This is a genomic window from Corynebacterium sp. SCR221107, assembly GCF_027886475.1.
GTDB lineage: Bacteria > Actinomycetota > Actinomycetes > Mycobacteriales > Mycobacteriaceae > Corynebacterium.
Genome location: NZ_CP115670.1, coordinates 1,235,757 through 1,254,950 on the forward strand (window position 1 = coordinate 1,235,757; position 19,194 = coordinate 1,254,950).

The window sequence follows — 19,194 nt, forward strand, 5'->3', positions numbered from 1 at the left end:
ACTTCTCGACAATTACACCCAGACAAAGGTACGGCAGGCCTTAAGGTTCGCCGTTTCTTGTATCCTTTCATCGAAAGGGGTTGTAATGTCGATTAGCTATTTCGGTAACCGCGAGCCTATGCCGCTGGTGGATATTTGCAGCTTCGATCTCATTTCTGAGGTCATCAAGCACCTGACCAATCCGGAGATCTTTGCGATTTTGAATGCTCTCGCAGGCGCCGGTAAGTGGGATGCAGCAATGTGGGCGATGTATAACTGGGTGCGCAATGACTCGGAGTCACGCATGCTGATACCACAGCCAGGAGATGTACACCCAGCGCTGACCGCGGAGTGCCCAGCCGAAAACCTCAGTTTCTCCATTGAAGCGCCCTACGCCGAGCTGGAGACGATTTCAGGTTTTTACGAGATCGTCGGCGAAGAGTCGACCTTCATGCGCCTTGGGGAATCTGTGCAGTTGAAGGTTTCCTAAAAACCCGGCTTCCCTTGGCAGGGTCGTTCCGAGGAGCACCGTTACGTGGCCTGTTGCCATTCTTGTGACTTTCGAGAATGGATGCTGCCGGCGCTAATGGCGATTAATACAGTCGCCAAAGGGAGACCCAATGTCTTTTTTTTACAGCCCGATTTTTCCCGCAATGGATCTCCTTGACACTTTTGGCGAGGAGTTTCTGAGGGAGAGCATCGCCTTCTTCACAACAGTAGAAATCGTCGAAATCTTGGATGCGTTTGAGCGCGCAAGGCGATACCAAGGAACTCTCCACGGTCAGGTATTGCTGGGCGTCCTATGACAGCGATACCCATGGAACCGTTAATTCGCGCGCAGACAATTCCTCCACAATCACCATTGCATGTCCCGCAGAGGGGTTCGAGTAGTCGCTGACTATAGGGAATCACCTGCATTTTCACCGATGACTGAAGTTCAATGACGAGGAACTTACCGGCCAGTAGATAACCAAAGCATTCTTGCCCTTGCAGTTCCCAGTAGCAACCAATAATTTCCGAAGAGTTTCCCTACACAATGACTCTTCTTAACTGAGCCAGAGTTCCATTCCATAGGTAAACCTTAGTAAGAAACCTATGGAGGATTCATGTTCCAACGTCGTCTCACCGGTGTATTGCTGGCGGTAGTCGCCTCAGGCGGAGTCTTGGCCGCTTGTGCGGAGCCTACAGAGAATTCCAACGCCGCGGAGGACAACACGGCCGCTGCGCAAGAAAAGACGACACTCACGGTCTATACATCTGAGCCGGAGGAAAAGGTTGATGCTATTAACGCACTGTTCAGCGAGCAGTACCCTGACATTGAGGTTGAAGTTTACCGAGCGGGTACTGGTGATTTGAACGCTCGAATTGCAGCCGAAAAGGAATCCGGAAAGATTGAGGCAGACGTTCTGTGGGCTGCAGATGCAGCAACCTTCGAAAAGTACGCAGCGAGCAATGACCTTTCTGAATTAGAAGGGGTTGACACCGAGCAGGTGATTGAAGAGGCTCGTGACCCAGAGAATTACTACGTTGGAACTCGCATCATTCCCACTGTCATCGCATACAACACCTCTGTGATCAGCGAAGACGAAGCCCCGAAGTCCTGGCAGGACTTGGTAGATCCCAAGTACTCGGAAAAAATCGTCCTCCCGAATCCGGCGGTTTCCGGCGCAGCCGCGTTCAATGCTTCTGTGTGGAAGAATGATCCGGCGCTGGGCGAAGCGTGGATCAAGGCTCTTGGACAGAACACTCCAATGATTGCTGAATCAAATGGACCGACGTCCCAGGAGATCGCTTCCGGATCCCGTCCTGTAGGTATCGTGGTTGATTACCTCGTGCGTGATCTTGCCGCGAAGGGTTCGCCAATTGCAATTTCCTATCCCACTGAAGGCGTCCCCTACATCACGGAGCCCGCAGGGGTGTTCGAGGCATCCGAAAATAAAGAGGCGGCTCAGACCTATATCAATTTCCTCCTCTCTAAGGAGGCACAGTCATTGGCGGTGGAGCAGTCTTACCTCCCCGTCCGTAATGATGTAAAGACCCCGGAGGGGGTTCCCGCTCTCGAAGACATCACTTTGATGAAGCAGGACCTGGAGAAGATCACTGCAGATAAGGAAGCTGCGGTGAAGGTCTTCCAGGATTCCGTTGCCTAAAGTAATGCGGGGCCGATCATGTGCCGGTCCCGCTTTATCCCTGACAGTTGCAGGGGCCTGGCTGATTGCCGTGGGACTGTTCGTTGTCCCTCTATCCCTGGTTATCTCAATCGCACTCGGTGGAAACCAAATCCCACTTTTGATAGAGCATGGTGTGGTGGACGCGCTGAGGAACTCGCTCGCCACCACCTTGTTGTCCGCCTGCCTTGCGGTGTTCGCAGGCCTTCTTGTTGCATTGCTGCTGGACCGTACGGACATCGTGGGTGGGCGTGCACTGCGCCTGTTGCTGTTGTCACCGCTTCTCGTCCCGCCTTTTATCGGTGCCATCGCGTGGATGCAGTTATTCGGTCCGAGTCAGGGAATAAATAGAATCCTTGGTCGAGAAGTGTGGAACATCTACGGGGCCGACGGCGTAACGTTTCTACTCGCCGTCCACTCATTCCCGATGGCGTACGTGATCATTGTTTCGGCATTGCGATCGATTCCACCTGAATTAGAACTAGCTGCGAGAATCGCCGGGGCAAGCCCTGGGCAAGTGTTTTTCTCCGTGACCATCCCATTGCTTCGACCTGCGCTTATCGCATCTTTCACCCTGGCAGCAATCGCCAATCTTGCTGATTTTGGTATCCCAGCAATACTCGGATCGCCTGCACGATTCGAAACGCTGGCAACGATGATTTATCGATTCATGGATTCGGGGACGGTCGACAACCCTCTGCAAGTGGTATCGACGCTTGGGGTTGGTTTGCTAGGTCTTGGTTGCCTTGCCGTGATAGCCGACATAATGGTGTCGCGAGGTGCGACTACGTCAGCACATGAAATCCGCGCGGGAAGTCAATTGCCATTGGGAAAGTTGCGGTTGCCAATTTCTATTGCTGCATGGATCGTCGGCCTAGGGATATCTATAGGCCCGTTGATGGGCTTGACGTATCGCGCCCTCCTACCAGCACCGGGTCTTCCATTTTCCTTGGAAACAGTCACTATGGACAATTTCTCTAGTGCCTTGTCGAATCCCCGGGTGGTTGAAGGATTTGCTAACTCACTCGTTCTTGGCGTATCTGCCGCGGTAATTTGTGGGTTCCTAGGTTGGGGGATCGGTCTCATCATCACTCGTACCCGTCTAGCTGGTAGAACCTTACTTTCCGCGATCGTTTTACTCCCAATGGTCTTACCTGGTCTAATCATTGGCGTAGCATGGCTTATCTTCGGAAGGTACACCGGGATGTACAACACGCTCTGGGTCATTTTGGCAGCGTACGTGTGCGCCTTTTCCGGGCTGGTTTTGCAGTCAGTGCGTGCCCCTCTCCAATCCATGCCCCAATCCTTTGAGGAAGCGGCGCTAATATCTGGTGCACCGCCTATGCGCGCATTGATTTCTACTTCTGGTGCATTAGTTATCCCCGCGGCGATTTCAGGAGGGGTACTGGTCGCGGTGACTGCAATGCGTGAGTTGACGGTCTCCGTCCTGCTCATTGCGCCAGGCACGACAACCTTGGGTGTGCAAGTATTCAACCTGCAACAAGCGGGAAATTACAACCAGGCCTCTGCACTTTCGCTGCTCTTCTTGCTGGTGGGAGTGGCAGCACTTGCCGCAACTATTCGTCCAGCGAGAAATGGAGTTTAGATCCATGGCAGCGATTGATGTAAACGAAGTTACCGTTGAATTTCCCAATGGAAATAAAGGCCTTGATGAGGCCTCATTATCCGTTGGAGACGGTGAATTCGTCGCACTCGTCGGGGCCTCGGGCTCGGGGAAAACCACCCTTCTGCGAACAATTGCCGGATTTGGCCACCCAACTTCCGGAGCAGTGAAACTAGACGGTGAAGATGTTTCACTTGTTCCTCCGGAACGGCGAGGGATCGGTATGGTGTTTCAGCAGCACGCGGTTTGGCCGCACATGTCCGTTGCCGCAAACATTGGGTTTCCGCTCAAAATGGCCAAGGTATCGAAGCAGAGGCGTCGCATTCTAGTCGACCAGGTATTAGAACTTGTCGGACTGCCGGGATTTGGTGGTCGCAAGCCTGCCAGTCTTTCAGGGGGTCAACGGCAACGTGTCGCATTGGCTCGCGCGATTGTGGCTGAGCCGTCAGTTTTGCTTCTGGATGAAGCGCTATCCGCGTTGGATGAGCCTTTACGAGATACGTTGAGGCGTGAGTTGGTCTCGTTGACCAGAAAAGCAGGGCTCACGGCCGTGCATGTCACCCATGATCGCTCTGAAGCACTCGCCATTGCCGATCGGGTTGCTGTGATGTCGCGCGGCAATATCCTCCAATGTGCAACGCCACAGGAGATCATTTCTCGCCCGAAGACACCCGAGGTGGCAGCCTTCCTACTGGATGCAACTCTACTTAAGGCAGTGCATTCCGACGCCAAGGTGATTTGCCGGGAACTCGGACTTGCTTGGCCAGCGGAGGAATTTGATCCGGTCCCGACCATACCGAAGAAATCGGATCTCACTCTGGCGGTCCTATCCCGCCACGTAAGCATCCAACCGAACACAGTACGGGGGGACAACATAATAAGTGCGGAAGTGACGAGCGTGTTATTCAATGGCGGCAGCTATTCCGTTACTGCGATGAGCCGAGGCCAGTCGTTTCGGGTAGATTGCAGCCACCGCCCGGAAATCGGAGAAGCAGTTCAGCTGAAGGTCGACAACCCACTCGTATACTCTCACGCTTCTACTTCCTGCGATTGAGTGCCTGATTGAATGGACCAATGGGGATGTCACCGCATTAGTAGAGGCCGATTGCGGTGACGTACTGTGCTTTTCTTTCGAAGGGACCCTTACGAACCTCGGGCAAGGCTGCAGTGGGCTTTCCGGATTAATATTTCTCATGATGGCAATCATTAAGCCACGGTACGACCTTCCAAGAACAGCCTTTGCGGCATTTCCCTGTGAAGTCTCAACTCGAATTGAATGGGTTTTTCATTCTTGTGCGAAACATATTCTGCTTGCCCGAGGAGCGTGAATGCTTCGGCTAGTCCAAGTGAGTTATTGTTCGAGCTTCGGACAGCTAACAACAACGAGTGGCTGAGTTCTTTGTGATGGATATATCGTTGTGCGGTCTTCGACTTGAGAGAAGTCTGTGACTGAGATTCCCAGTGGAATAGGTCGGGAGAAATTGGATAATCCTTGTAGGAGGTGGTCTCGGTAAAGTGCCTCTCGTCCTTGTTGAGGGTGACCAAGAAGAGGTCTGTGCCTTGGTCCGGGAGATAACACACTCCCTCCCTCGGCAGACTTGCCAGCTTCTTTAACTCGTCATCCTTGAGTGCTCCCATGAGTTCAGCTAGGGAGTAACGTGCGTGGCTCCGCAAAGGTGAGTTGGCCAAAGGACCGGTCAATCCTTTGGGGTTTGCTTTACTCTCTTCGACCTGAATCTTGAGAAGCTCGGTGAGTTCAGTACAGAAGTTCGTATTTCTCCGGACCTGATCCAAGGCATTTTCGAAAGAATCCGGAACCGATGCCAGCGGGCGGTTTCCCCAAATGTTCAGCAAGAACATTCGAGCGTAGGCTTTCTCAGATTGGGAAAGATTACCAAAAGACGGACCATCCGGATTGAGGAGCCGCGTGTACTCGCGTGCACGCTCAAGATCATTGACGTGGACAAAGGCTCGCACCCGATTGACGAGGGGATCCTTTTTCGCTTCATAACGATCGATCAGATTCGCCTCGCTTAGGTAATAGGTCCAGCTAGCGTTGGTTGGCCGGTAGATTTCAAAAACGGACAGTCCCGTGTCACCCAAGAAATCGGTAAGCGAGGTGGTCCGGGTGATTCGTGCCAGTTCGACGATTCGTTTAGACGTGGCCTTGGTGACTTGCTTGAGGTTTTGCAGTACTTGTTCTTTGGTTAGCTTGTCTAATGAAATGCTGCTTCCTGCGGGGAGAAGTGGAAAATCTGCTTCGGCTTGCTGGACCAATCGGCGACCACCGAGACCTGTGAGGGCTCGGAAACGCCGCTCCATATCGAATTCGGAATTGTGAAGACCGACGAAGTCGAGAATGAGGCAGGATTCTTTTCCAGGGGATAGGCGAAGTCCACGACCAATTTGCTGAAGGAAAAGGACCGGGCTTTGAGTTGGTCGCAGCAGTAGAACTGTGTTGATCTCGGGGATATCGAGTCCCTCATTGAAAAGGTCTACGGAAAAGACTACTTTTATGGCACCACTTCGAAGTTCGGTAAGTGTGCGATTTCTCTCGTCTGCGGTGCTTTGTCCCGTGAGCACCGCAGATGGCACGCCCATCTCGTTGAAGTAAGCGTTCATGAATGTGGCGTGTTCGATGGAAACACAAAACGCAAGGGCCTTGATGCTGCTCAAATCGAAGGCATACTTTTCGAGATTTTGCAGGATGATTTTTGCGCGCTGGTTTCCGCGCGCGACATAGAGGTCATTCAACGCGGCTGTGGAATACTCGCGCTTTCGCTTGTCCCACTCCACCTGTTGCAGATCGGTTCCGTCGTTGACTCCGAAATACTGCATTGGTGCGAGAAGTTGGAGTGACAGTGCATCCCAAATGCGAAGTTCGTGAGCAACCCGGTAGTCGAAGAACTCCATGACATTAGCGCCGTCACCGAGTTCTGGTGTGGCAGTGAGACCCAGTAGTTCTTTTGGAGTGAAGTAGTTGAGGACCCGGCGGTAAGTGCTGGCCTCGGCATGGTGAAACTCGTCGATGATAATGAACTCGAAGTGGTCCTTTGCCAGCTTTTCCAAGCGACTGCTATTCAGTGATTGGATGCTCGCAAAGACGTGGGTCCATTGTTTAGGTTCCATACCGTCAACAAGTAGTTCGCCGAAACTTCCGTCTTTGAGCACTTCTCGGAAGGATCGAAGAGCTTGGCTGAGGATCTCTTTTCGGTGGGCGACAAAAAGAAGCTTAGGACGGCGCGAAAGCTTGTCGCACATGTTTCGGTAATCGAGGGCAGCGACGATGGTTTTACCGGTACCGGTCGCTGCGACGAGAAGATTCTTATGTCGATCGTGTTGTTCCCGTTCCGCTTGCAAGTCTTCCAGCATTTCCTGCTGGTAGGGGAATGGCGTGACGGTCAAACCTGCAATGGTAATTTCCGACGCAGTTGGGTCACCAGCGAAACGTTCCCTTTGGAGGGCTTTGCGGAGTTGTTCTCCATCGGTTTTGGGATTGTAGCTAAGGAAATGTTTGTCGGCCCAGTAAGTGTCGAATGTGGCAATGAACTTGTTGACGATCTCGGGTGACTTTCCGCTTGAAGTGCGGACATTCCACTCCATGCCACTGACGAGTGCGGAATTCGACAGATTTGAGCTTCCGATGTAGGCGGTGTCGAATCCAGAGTTTCGTCGAAAAAGCCACGCCTTTGCATGGAGGCGGGTCATGCTTGACTCGTAGGAGACCTTTACCTCGGCACCGTACTCGTTCACTAGTCGATCGATTGCAGCCTTATCGGAGGCACCGCAATAGGTCGTTGTTATGACGCGGAAGGGGATTCCGCGATCTCTCAACTTCGCGAGTGGATCGTGGAGGACTCGCAGACCGCTGGTCTTAATGAACGCGAGCAGTAAGTCCACGGAATCTGCTGTTTCGAGCTCTCTACGAAGTTCAATGTGGAGATTCGATTCGTTTCTCGCGTTTGTCAGAAGCGCCAGGGAAGATAGTGGAAGTTCAGGAGGCCGGGGAGCTGCTTCTAAAGCTGATTGACGAATCGAAGTTAGCAATTGTTCGGAATCAACAACCGAATCCTCATCAAGCAAAGATGCCAACGTGTTAATCAGATGAATGCGGTCACTCTGATCCTTGAGCTCTGAAAGTCGCGCCTCAAGACGGATGGAAAACTCACGGGCGATGGCATCGTTGAAACGGGGGCGGAGATCATCGTCGGGCTTGGATAACGCATGGACTTCCTCGGCATAGAAGGGATGCTGCTCATGAGTCGCTTCAAGACGTTCTTTGATTCGCTTAGTTACTGGGGTTTCATAGATACCGAGGGCGAGTGCAGAGTCCCTGCTTGCCTTGGAATCCCTTGATGCCATTTTGCTTGCTACCTTTCTTGCAACGAGCTTGATGAATAGTTTCCAGACTGAAGGATTTCCACTGTCGGGATGTCCGCCGGCGCCCAATCGAGGGTGGCCAGCTCCTCGGGTTTCATCCAACGAATTTCTTGATGCTCGGTAAGGCGAGGGGCATTGCCAAGGAGCGTACAAAAATAAGTCGACAAGACAATTGTGGCGTGTTCGTATGTGTGTTCGGAAGTAGTGATTAGGTCACCAATCTTGGCGTCACAAAGTAGCTCTTCTTTTAGTTCTCGGGCAAGGCTCTGTTCTGGTGTTTCGCCTGGTTCTACCTTGCCGCCTGGAAACTCCCATAGACCGCCTTGGGATTTAGTAAGGCTTCGTTGAGCAGCAAGGATGAGTCCATCTTTTACAAGAACAGCGCCTGTGACCTGGATTTTCTGTCGAGTCATCTTCGGTATCTTTTCGGTAAGCATGAGAAGTTCTTGGAACAAGTAAAACAAAAGGGGGCGACTATTGTCCTCACCGAGTGGTTTACAAGCTTTAGCCGTCGGCAAGCATGCAAAGTTGCGTCCGTGACCGCGATCGCATGTTTGTGAACTGTGTGGGGTGGTCACCTTTATCGCAATAACTAGGAAAAATGGGGTGTTATAGCGTAAGTTTGAGTGGCAATGAGTATTACCGATGACGCCACCAGCGGCGAGAACGAGCTGGACGTGAATAATGTGTCGGAATCTCAGGAAAATTCGCAGGTAGACAATGGTCCAATGTCCGTTGAGGACGTTTTGGGCGATGTAGACGACTCCAGGGTTGCGAACACTTCTGAGGCCACCGGCTCCGCTGAAGACGCGGACAATGATGTTGAAAATGTAGAGATGGGTGACTCAGAAAGTGACTCCTCAAACGAGGAGGCCCAGGGCGAGTCGACAAATGAGAATCAGGGACCAAGTTTCGATAACTTGGGGTTGCCCGCAGAGGTTCTGAAGGCCGTTGCGAAGGTGGGGTTTGAAACCCCGTCGCCGATTCAGGCGCAGACCATCCCCGTGCTGATGGAAGGCCATGACGTATTGGGTCTGGCCCAGACCGGTACCGGTAAGACGGCTGCGTTTGCGCTGCCGATCCTGTCGCGGATTGACCGCTCCGTGCGTCACCCGCAGGCACTGGTGCTGGCACCGACCCGTGAGCTGGCACTGCAGGTTGCAGACTCCTTCCAGTCCTTCGCCGATCACCTCGGCGACATTCACATTCTGCCGATCTACGGCGGTCAGGCATACGGCATCCAGCTGTCCGGCTTGCGCCGCGGCGCGCAGATCATCGTGGGCACCCCAGGTCGCGTCATCGACCACCTGGAAAAGGGCTCGCTGGACATCTCCGAGCTGCGCTTCCTCGTGCTTGACGAGGCTGACGAGATGCTCAACATGGGCTTCCAAGAAGATGTCGAGCGCATCCTCGAGGACACCCCAGAAGACAAGCAGGTTGCGCTGTTCTCCGCGACAATGCCGAACGGCATTCGCCGCATCTCTCGTGACTACATGAAGGATCCGCACGAGATCCAGGTCAAGAGTGAGACCCGCACCAACACGAACATCACCCAGCGCTACCTCAACGTTGCTCACCGCAACAAGCTCGATGCGCTGACCCGAATCCTCGAAGTCACCGAGTTCGAGGCAATGATCATGTTCGTGCGCACCAAGCACGAGACCGAGGAGCTGGCCGAAAAGCTGCGCGCCCGTGGCTTCTCCGCCGCTGCCATCAACGGCGATATCGCCCAGGCGCAGCGCGAGCGCACCGTGGATCAGCTCAAGGACGGTCGCTTGGACATCCTGGTTGCCACCGACGTCGCGGCCCGCGGCCTCGACGTTGAGCGCATCACCCACGTGTTCAACTACGACATCCCGAACGACACCGAGTCCTACGTCCACCGCATTGGTCGCACCGGCCGCGCCGGACGTTCGGGTGAGGCGATTTTGTTCGTGACCCCGCGCGAGCGTCGCATGCTGCGCTCCATCGAGCGGGCTACCAACGCCACGCTGGTGGAGATGGACCTGCCTACCGTGGACGAGGTCAATGAGTCCCGCAAGGCCAAGTTCGCGGACTCCATCACGGAGTCGCTGGAGGATTCGCAGATCGACGTCTTCCGCTCGCTGGTCAAGCAGTACTCCGAGGAGCACGACGTGCCGCTCGAGGACATCGCAGCTGCGCTGGCTACCCAGGCTCGCGCCGGCGACGAGTTCCTCATGAAGGAGCCGCCGCCAGAGAAGCGTCGCGAGCGCCGTGAACGCTTCGATCGCGATGACCGCCGTGGTGGTCGCGATCGCGGGGACCGCTCCGATCGTGGTGATCGCTTCGACCGTGGCGATCGTGGCGGACGCTTTGAGCGTTCCGACAAGGACATGACCACCTACCGCCTGGCAGTGGGCAAGCGTCAGCACGTGCGCCCAGGTGCCATCGTCGGTGCGTTGGCTAATGAGGGCGGGCTCAACCACAAGGACTTCGGCCGCATCACCATCGCCGTGGATCACACCCTGGTGGAGCTGCCTTCTGACTTGCCGAAGTCCGTCTTCGACAACCTGCGCGATACCCGCATTTCCGGACAGCTCATCCACCTGGAAAAGGACTCCGGCGCACCGCGCGGAGGCCGTGGTGGCTACCGCGACCGTGAAGACCGCGGCGCCCGCGGTTACCGTGGTGGCGATCGCGAGGAGCGTCGTGGCGGTTACCGCGACCGTGACGATCGCCGCGGTGGCCGTGGTGGCTACCGCGACCGCGATGATCGCCGCGGCCGCGCCGATCGTGAACGTGGCGAGCGTGGCTGGCGCGACTAGGCCGACGACCGAGTCCGAGCTTGTGTGGCTCAGGCTCAAAGCCTAGGGCAGCTGGCTCATCCTTGAGAGAAAAAATGCTCCCCTCCCGAAAATGAACACGGGAGGGGAGCATTCTTGCATTCTGGAGGTCGCTGACCTGCGAGGCTAGGCCCCACATCTTCGCTGATTTGCCCCTCATGTCCGGCACAGCGTGGCGGGGCTGGCTGTGCCAACTACTCCTGCGGCGTCGGTAATGAGAAAGTCGCGGGCGAAGGTGGATCACCCCGGCAGCGATACCGGCGGCGATGATGACAGCAAGGAGGGTAATAAGACCAAGCGCTACGCGTAGCCACCGGGAGGGGCGAGGCGATGGTCTTTCGCCTGCAAGGGGAGGGTTAGCTGGTTTCAACGTCGTAGCCGTCGGTGCCTTCCCACTCGGTCCAGGAACCGTCGAAGATGGCGACCTCCTCGATTCCTGCCAGGTGTGCGCCCAAGCCAATGATGGCTGCGGTGACACCAGAGCCGCAGGAGGTAACGATGGACTTGCTCTTGCCGGCAAGTCCTTCGAAGATTTCTTGAAGCTCTTCCTTGGACTTGTAGAGTCCATGTTCGTTGAGGACCTCGGTGAACGGGAGGTTCTTTGCACCCGGCATGTGTCCGGAGCGAACGCCCTTGCGGGGCTCGGGTTCGGTGCCTGCGAACCTGCCTGCGGAGCGTGCATCCAGCACCGGCTTCTCCTTGGTATCCAGCAGGCGCTTGACCTCAGCAATGGGCAGGATGAACCAGCGCGGGTTGAAGTGCGCAACGAAATTGCCCTCCGCGGTAGGCTGTTCGCGGTGATCGACGGTTTCGAATCCGGCGGCCTTCCAGGCGCGCATGCCACCGTCGAGCACGTAGGTCTCGGCATGGCCCATCGAGCGCAGCAGCCACCAAGCGCGGGGGCTGGCGAACACGCCCTTGGACTCGTAGACGACGATGATCGAGTCATCGTTAAGCCCCAATTTGCGGGCTTGGGCCTGGAATTCCTCGGGGCTTTGAAGCCCATGCGGGAAGCGGTTGGAGTGATCGGAGAAGTCACCGTCGATGTCGAAGTAGCGGGCTCCCGGCAAGAACTCGGTGGCCTCGGCGGCTTTGGCCATCGATGCGTCGAGAATGACCAGCCTGGGGTTGTCCAGAATCTCGTGCAGTTGTACAGCGGAGATAATCGGCTTGGAGAAGGTGGTGCTTGGAGTAGTCATGGCGCCATCGTAACCCGATTCGAGGGCACAGCTGGTCGGTTTGAACCATCGCGTAAGTTATAAGGGCCGAAACGGGCACGGGGAGCGGAACGCAAAACGACCGCGGCGGCGTCGGCATGCAAGAATACGGCCCGAAGTAAGCGATTTTTTCGCCCCCGATTTCGGGGAGCAGGTGACTTTCCTGTTCTGGTGTGTTAGTTGCAGAAATGCGCGAAAAAGGGAAAGAATTTTGCACAACAAGAGCAAAATTGCAGGGGAAATGCAATGTGCTTTCATGGGTGAAGGTTTCGGCTGGTAACGGCCGAAATATGGTCGGACAACCAACGGAGTGTATGGCCTGGGTTACTTCCTGTGGTGAGCCTGAAAAGCGGGCGTAACCTCGGTGTTGTCCACGAGGAAGAGCACACAATTTCGCTCGTAACTGGACTGCAACCCGTCACTTTTTGGAGGCTTGAAATGAGCATCTACCAGCGCACATACCCCACCGACAAGTACGGCAACCGCTTCGTCGGCAACGACATGGGCAAGTACACAGAAAACCTTCCCATGAAGCCAAAGGACATCGACAACCGCAAGGCATATTTCGTCGGTGGCGGCATCGGCAACCTCATCGCAGCCGGCTATCTCCTGCGCGACGCCCAGATGCCCGGAGCAAACATCACAATCTTCGAAAAGTCCTCCGTTACCGGCGGCGCCTTCGACGGCTCTGGCAACAACGAGATCGGCTTCCTCACCCGCGGCGGGCGTGAGATGGGGCAGCACTTCGAATGCTTCTGGGACATCATGAAAGACGTCCCCGCCCGCGACATGCCAGCACCCTACAGCGTGCTCGACGAATACCGCGAGCTCAACGAGTCCGACCCGGTCAGCTCCAACTGTCGTATCATCCGCGATCAGGGATTCACGCGGTTGAAGCAACCGGACTTTGGCCTGTCGAAGAAGGCTCAGCGCGAGTTCATCAAGCTGCTCATGGCCAAGGAGGAGCACACCTACGGCAAGACGATTGATGACTGGTTCGGCGAGGACTTCCTCGGCTCCACCTTCTACACCCTGTGGAAGTCCATGTTCGCCTTCCAAGACTACTAGTCGCTGACAGAGATGAAGCGCTACATGCACCGCTTCCTGCAGTACCTGCCGGGGCTGTCTGACTTCTCTTGCTTGCGCTTTAGCCGCTATAACCAGTACACCAGCTTCATCGAGCCGCTGGAGAAGTTCCTCGTGTCCAAGGGTGTCGCATTCGTCCACGAGACCGTCATCGAGGATCTCGAAATCATGACCCAGGGCAAGACCTATACCGTCACCGCGCTCAAGGGCACGCAGGGAGGTGCGCCGTTTACCCTCGAGGTGGAGCCCACCGACCTTGTCATCGTCACCAACGGCTCGCTGGTCGAAGGCAGCACCTACGGCGATATGGATCACCCGGCACCGCTCAAGGAGGAGGTCGGTCCCGCCTTTACCCTGTGGCAAAACATCGCCGCCAAGGTCCCCAATTGTGGCCGCCCGGAGGTGTTTTGCTCCACCCCGGAAAAGACCGCGTGGGAGTCGGTGTCCTTCAACTTCTACGGCGGCTATGCCAACCCGTTCAACGCCAAGCTGCGTGAGCTAAGCGGGCGCGACGTATTCAGCGGCAAGACCGTCACGGGAGGAATCATCACCGTGGATGATTCCCCGTGGCTGGCCTCGCTCACCGTCAACCGTCAGCCCCACTTCCCAGGCCAGGAAGACGGCCTGTGCGTGGCCTGGGCCTATGGCTTGGAGTGGTGGAACAACGGCACCGTCACCGGCAAGCCGATGATCGAATGCACCGGCGAGGAAATCCTGCGCGAGTACTGCTATCACTTCGGCATCGATGACGTGGAGACCGTCATCTCCATGACCAAGGTTCGCCTGTGCACCATGCCGTTTATCACCTCCCAGTTCATGCCGCGCACCGCGGGCGACCGGCCTGAACCGGTCCCGGACGGCTCGGTGAACTTGGGCTTTACCGGCCAGTTCGTGGAAACCCCCGACGACTGCGTGTTCACCGTCGAAGGCTCGGCGCGCACCGGCCAGATGGTGGTCTACCAGCTGCTCGACCTGCACCGCGACATCCCGCCGATCTTCCCCGTGCAATACGACATCCGCGCGCTCGTGCACTCCGCCGCGGCCCTCAACGATGGCAAGCTCCCCGGCGAGGCCGTGCTGCGCAGGAAGCTGCGCGGAACCTACTTCGAGGACATCCTGCCCAAGGGGAAGTAAGCCCCTATAGGACACGGAGCCCGAAAGCGAGCCGCAGCGGTCACCCCACGGATTCATTCGTGAGCGTGACCCCTGCGGCTTTTCTTGCTTGGCTGTGCCATCCTGCGGACAGGTGCGCACGGCGATCGTGTGGACGGAACGTCTCTTTAAGAACGTGCCCCTACATCATGGTGCCATGCCAGCGGGCGAGGCGATCAAGCAGTACTACCTGTGACTGGCGATAAGCCTGGGCGGCACCGGCAGCTGTGCCGCCGAACATTATCTCCCAGCCGGTGCCCACGGATGCGATATCCTCGGCAAACAGGTGTCCGGCGCCGGGATAGGTAAACACCTCGAAGGTATCGCTGACTCCTGCCAACGTGGTCGCGGCGATCTCCGATTGCCACATCGCGTCCGCTTCACCGGCGAAAAACAGGGCGTGGCCTCGAAAACCCGAGAGATCGATGGCTGCTGCGGGATCACTTCGCCGGGCGGCCGCGAGGTAACTCTCCCGGTATCTCGGCGGCCGGCTGATGATGAGATCCCACATCATAGGCACAAAGGTTGCGGCGCCGACGTTGCGGAATGAAGCAAAGGGGACGGGCGAACCGCGATGGCTAAAAGAGGGCTTTTCCTCGCGGGAGCTAAAGTCCAGGCCGGGGTAGGAGTGGTCGGCTGGCGCGTAATTGGCAATGTTGTCGACGGCGTAGCCGTTCGCGGCCAGTTCGGCGGTAAACTCCGCGCCCTTGGAGGTGCCAATAACAGTGATCGGCGTGGGGTGGTCGATGGTCGTGTGGATGTATGCCTCAATTTCATCGAACTGGTCCAAAGGGACACGAGCCAGCCTGGCAACCTGGTTGGGTTGGCCGAAAAAGAACAAGGACAACACCTCATAGCCCTGGGCACATAGCGCCCGTGCCTGCTCATAGGCGGGAGATCCCTCCGAGCCACCGAAGACGACGACGGTGCCCGGGTGCCGGCGGGGTTGAGGGATGAAGCGGAACCCGTTGAGATACTTGCCTTCGATGGCCACTATGTGATCGTTGGTCTCGTAGCGCGATTTATCCGACAGTTCGGCCGCTCGTTGCATGATCGTGTAAGCGTTCTTGTTGTGCCTGCGCACGAGCTGCAAGCACAATCCCCCAAGACCCGCCGCGAGAGCAGTGCCGCCAAGGGTGGGAAGTGCCTTTGTCATCGCCCGGCCTGCCTTCGATTATCGGGATGTGTGTTCAGCTTCAGTGTAGGCAGCAACGGGTGGGAATTTCGACAGATGTGGCAAGGAGATCACCTTGCTTTCTCTCTCGGTCGAAGGCTTGGAAGGCATGGAGGGCGGAGGTGAACAAATCAATCAGCAACCGGTGGGCGTCGGAAAGCAAAAAAACCGGCCCCCTCCAGGGACCGGTTCCAGCCGTGCGCGGTGTTCGCGCCTAGGTCTTGATTAGAGCAGCATGAGGATCGCGATGATGACCCACAGCAGGGAGAAGATGCCGCCGAACATGGACAGTTGGCTCTTGGCCTTGTCCCAGTCCGCTACCTCGAAGGAACCCTCGGCCTGCTCGTCGGCCTCTAGGAGGCCGAGTGCACCCATCATCTTCTTTTGGCGGGGGTAGATGAGGAAGTACAAGATGACCCAGGCAACCACCGACAAGGCGATGGAGGCGTGGAAGCGGCCATCGGACCAGTAGTCATCGCCGGTGAACATGACGGCGAAGCCGATCAGCGGCACCAGCAGGGAGAGGTTGCCGTAGGTCTGAGTGACCTTGTAGAGCGTGGTGGCGCCGCCCTTGGCCTGCTCATCGCCGTTGTGTGCAGCAACGGCACGGGTGTGGAAAGAAGAAACGGCCACGGTGACCGGGCCCAGGAACAAGATTGCCGCCAGAACGTGCAAGAGGATAAGGATCGTACCCACGAAGTGACCTTCCTAAAAGGAGACGAAGAAAACAAGAACGCAAAATTAATGGCAACCCACGTATTTACCTGCCAGCGCCACAAGTGACGCAGTAGTCAAAAAGTTGGTTGTCAACAACGAACAATCGTATCCCACCGCGGGCAGGTGGGCGAATGCAGTCGCCTATGGGCGTGATACCTCGGATACCTCAGGGCACAGGCGGGGTCTTTTAGAGGGCCGTGTGCTGTAAGAAAACCGTGGCTGCGGTGGCACCTGGTGCTAGAAAGGCAGGCACTGTCGTTTCATCACCCGGATGTCGTCCTGGGGAAGTGGTAGCCCGTATTTGAGAGCTACCTGCGCCAACCTTCCCACGTACCAGCAGCGGTTGCTGCGCTCCGGTGGCAGCCAGGCGGCGGGCAGCTGATCCGACTTGGCCTGGTTGTTGCTGCGGGAGACCGCGATGAGGTTCAACGGATCATTGGCGAAGACCTGGCGCATCTCCTGTGACCAGGCGGCCGCGCCCATATCCCAGGCGGCGGCCAGCGGATAGATATGGTCTATTTCCACCTGCGCGCGCCGGTCGGGATCGAAGTCGATGTCTTGCCCGGAGTAGGGGTCATATAGTTGGCCGGCGTGGAGGTCGCACGCCGGAATAGCGCCGGCGCCGCGTTCGGTGGCCGGGAGGTTGTCCGCCGAGGGCGCTGTGGGCGGGGCATCGTTGCCAAGTGCCAAGGCGTGCTTGTGGTGGTTGCTGCTGGTTGCCAAGGCGTGGGCGATGACGATGGCGCGCATATCGCAGCCCGATCCCGCCGGGGTGAGCCAGCCGGTGCCGAAGGCGGCGCGCTCATAACCAGGGATCTTCACGCGATTAGCGGCCACGGCCACGGAATCCACCGCGGGGTCGGCGCGCTCGCTGGGGAGGAAACGTGCCGCATACAACACGGTGCACATGATGAGAAGGAAATACACTCGCCGCACGTCCAAAGTAGACGAGGTTGAAGCCATCTTGGTTCCCTGGCAGAACACAGAAGTCTCATTCGCCCGCCAGGCGCGGGTCGCTGCCTATCGCTGTTAGTTCGGCAACGGCTAGCTAGGCCTGAACAAGAGTTTCCGCGAGGGGCACGGGGCAGGCAGCGGCTGCGGGGCAGGTGGGGCGTCGGCAAGCAAGAAAAAAGAAAGCCACCGCTGCAAGGAAATCGTCCCTGCAACGGTGGCAGAAAAAGGGTCATACGGCGTGCGACCTTGCGGTCACGCGAGCCTTTAATGAAGCCCTTGCCCCAGGCAGTGCTTAGGATTCCTGGTAGGCCTTGTCGAAGTCCAGGTCCGGGCGGGCCGCGGCCTCGCTGGCGCGGGTCTTCGCCGTATCGAAGGTGTCCGTGATCGTCGCAGACGGCTGCTTGGTCAGCAACGTGACCACCACGGTAACAATGGTGGCCGAAAGGAAGCCCGGAACCATCTCATACAGCGAATCCGACAGCGCGGACTGGCCCCACACGAAGGCGACCACCGCGCCGGTGACCATGCCCGCCACCGCGCCGGGAACGTTGAGGCGACGCCAGTACAGCATGAACAACACGAGCGGGCCAAACGCCGAGCCGAAGCCAGCCCACGCGAAGGAGACCAGGCCGAGGATGGAGTCCGAGGGGTTGACGGCCAAGACACCAGCAATCACGGCGACGGCCACCACCGCGGTGCGCGAGAGGTTGATCATGATGTTCTCGCTGGGCAGATCCTTCTTCATCAGCTTGAACAGGTCCTCGATGAGGGAGGTGGAGGTCACCAGCAGCTGCGAGGAGATCGTCGACATGATCGCCGCCAGCACGGCGGTGAGGATAAGACCTGCGATCAGCGGGTGGAAGAGCACGCGGCCCATGTCCAAGAAGATCGTCTCGAAGGAGGTCTGATCCACGATGGCGATGTCGGGGTTTTGCCCGAAGAAGGCGGTGCCCACGATCGCCACGAAGGTGGCGCCGGCGATGGAAAACAGCATCCACCCCACGCCGATGAGCCGGCCGCGCTTGGCGTCGGCAGGCGAGCGCAGCGCCATAAAGCGGACGATAATGTGCGGCTGGCCGAAGTAGCCCAGGCCCCAGGCGAGGTTGCCGATGATCGCCGCGGCGGAGACGCCCTTGATCATGGAGAAATACGAGGGATTGCCCACCCCGTCAGTGTAGGGGCCGTAGTCGTGGCTGGTGGCCCAGGTCCAAATGTCGCCCGGGTTGTCCAGGTACAACAGCGCTGCCACCGGCACGATGATCAAGGAGACGAACATCAAGGTGCCCTGGACGGCGTCGGTGTAGCTCACGGCGAGGAAGCCGCCGATGAAGGTATAGGTCACGGTGATCACCGCGACGATCAACATGCCGTCGATATAGGCCGAGCCAAAGGTCGACTCGAAGTAGCGCCCACCGGAGACCATGCCGGAGGAGACGTAGAAGGTAAAGAACACGATGATGATAATCGAGCTGACCACGCGCAACAGGTGCGAGTTGTCTACGAGGCGGTTTTCGAAAAAGCTCGGCAGGGTAATCGAATCATCGGCGACCTCCGTGTAGGCGCGCAGTCGTGGTGCCACCCACTTCCAGTTCGCCCACGCGCCGATCAGCAAGCCGATGGCGATCCAGAGCTCCGACATGCCGGTGACAAACAATGCGCCTGGAAGGCCAAGCAGCAGCCAGCCGGACATGTCCGATGCTCCCGCCGACAGTGCGGCCACAAAGGGGTTCAGGCCTCGGCCAGCGAGCACGTAATCGTCATACTCATTGGTTTGACGGTAGCTCCAGTAGCCAATCGCAAGCATCACCGCCATATAAATAATGATGGCGATGATGAACCAGGTGTTCTGGGTCATGGCCTCATCCTTTCTTCGCACGCACGCCGGGGCCTTGTCGTTGGGAAAGGCCCCCTCTCGTTGCGCTGGGTTCGTGGTATCTGT

At 57.2% G+C, this 19,194-nt stretch carries 13 protein-coding genes and 1 pseudogene; 7 read left to right on the plus strand and 7 right to left on the minus strand.

Going from position 1 to position 19,194, the window contains the following annotated elements:
• Positions 1 to 85 precede the first annotated feature (85 nt).
• The 4 genes from PAB09_RS05550 to PAB09_RS05565 all read left to right on the plus strand — a co-directional run bounded on the left by PAB09_RS05550 (position 86) and on the right by PAB09_RS05565 (position 4,825).
• Positions 86 to 469, plus strand: coding sequence for a hypothetical protein (locus tag PAB09_RS05550; protein ID WP_271035027.1), 384 nt, complete (start codon positions 86 to 88; stop codon positions 467 to 469).
• Positions 470 to 1,085: 616 nt separating this feature from the next.
• Complete coding sequence (locus PAB09_RS05555) at positions 1,086 to 2,129, plus strand: ABC transporter substrate-binding protein (protein ID WP_271035028.1); 1,044 nt, start codon at positions 1,086 to 1,088, stop codon at positions 2,127 to 2,129.
• 4 nt (positions 2,130 to 2,133) lie between these two features.
• Positions 2,134 to 3,753 (plus strand): ABC transporter permease, encoded by a 1,620-nt coding sequence (locus tag PAB09_RS05560; RefSeq protein ID WP_271035284.1) that lies wholly within the window; start codon positions 2,134 to 2,136, stop codon positions 3,751 to 3,753.
• 4 nt (positions 3,754 to 3,757) lie between these two features.
• Complete coding sequence (locus tag PAB09_RS05565) at positions 3,758 to 4,825, plus strand: ABC transporter ATP-binding protein (RefSeq protein WP_271035029.1); 1,068 nt, start codon at positions 3,758 to 3,760, stop codon at positions 4,823 to 4,825.
• 152 nt (positions 4,826 to 4,977) lie between these two features.
• Here the strand turns inward: PAB09_RS05565 and PAB09_RS05570 are convergent, their stop codons facing one another.
• Positions 4,978 to 8,133, minus strand: a complete 3,156-nt coding sequence (locus PAB09_RS05570) for a DUF3427 domain-containing protein (protein ID WP_271035030.1) — start codon at positions 8,131 to 8,133, stop codon at positions 4,978 to 4,980.
• A gap of 8 nt (positions 8,134 to 8,141) precedes the next feature.
• On the minus strand, positions 8,142 to 8,588 hold the full coding sequence (locus tag PAB09_RS05575; protein WP_271035031.1) for a (deoxy)nucleoside triphosphate pyrophosphohydrolase: 447 nt from the start codon (positions 8,586 to 8,588) through the stop codon (positions 8,142 to 8,144).
• 195 nt (positions 8,589 to 8,783) lie between these two features.
• Here PAB09_RS05575 and PAB09_RS05580 point away from each other — a divergent pair, with 195 nt between their 5' ends.
• Both PAB09_RS05580 and PAB09_RS05585 read left to right on the plus strand, forming a co-directional pair.
• Entirely contained in the window at positions 8,784 to 10,937 is a 2,154-nt protein-coding gene (locus PAB09_RS05580; RefSeq protein ID WP_271035032.1) for a DEAD/DEAH box helicase, read from the plus strand.
• A 205-nt stretch (positions 10,938 to 11,142) separates the two neighbouring features.
• A complete protein-coding gene (locus PAB09_RS05585; RefSeq protein WP_271035033.1) occupies positions 11,143 to 11,265 on the plus strand; it encodes a hypothetical protein in 123 nt (40 codons plus the stop codon).
• Between the two features lie 46 nt (positions 11,266 to 11,311).
• Here the strand turns inward: PAB09_RS05585 and PAB09_RS05590 are convergent, their stop codons facing one another.
• Entirely contained in the window at positions 11,312 to 12,154 is an 843-nt protein-coding gene (locus tag PAB09_RS05590) for a sulfurtransferase (protein ID WP_271035034.1), read from the minus strand.
• A 546-nt stretch (positions 12,155 to 12,700) separates the two neighbouring features.
• Here PAB09_RS05590 and PAB09_RS05595 point away from each other — a divergent pair.
• Positions 12,701 to 14,392, plus strand: a pseudogene (locus tag PAB09_RS05595) (oleate hydratase).
• 160 nt (positions 14,393 to 14,552) lie between these two features.
• Here PAB09_RS05595 and PAB09_RS05600 read toward each other — a convergent pair.
• The 4 genes from PAB09_RS05600 to putP all read right to left on the minus strand — a co-directional run bounded on the left by PAB09_RS05600 (position 14,553) and on the right by putP (position 19,110).
• Positions 14,553 to 15,566 carry an acyl-CoA thioester hydrolase gene (locus PAB09_RS05600; protein ID WP_271035035.1) on the minus strand — a complete coding sequence of 338 codons (1,014 nt, stop codon included), beginning with the start codon at positions 15,564 to 15,566 and terminating at the stop codon, positions 14,553 to 14,555.
• A 243-nt stretch (positions 15,567 to 15,809) separates the two neighbouring features.
• On the minus strand, positions 15,810 to 16,280 hold the full coding sequence (locus tag PAB09_RS05605; RefSeq protein WP_271035036.1) for a DUF2269 domain-containing protein: 471 nt from the start codon (positions 16,278 to 16,280) through the stop codon (positions 15,810 to 15,812).
• 258 nt (positions 16,281 to 16,538) lie between these two features.
• The gene (locus PAB09_RS05610) at positions 16,539 to 17,264 is read right to left on the minus strand and encodes an HNH endonuclease family protein (protein ID WP_271035037.1); all 726 of its coding nucleotides are present in this window, start codon (positions 17,262 to 17,264) and stop codon (positions 16,539 to 16,541) included.
• Positions 17,265 to 17,547: 283 nt separating this feature from the next.
• A complete protein-coding gene (gene putP, locus PAB09_RS05615) occupies positions 17,548 to 19,110 on the minus strand; it encodes a sodium/proline symporter PutP (protein ID WP_271035038.1) in 1,563 nt (520 codons plus the stop codon).
• Between the last annotated feature and the right edge of the window lie 84 nt (positions 19,111 to 19,194).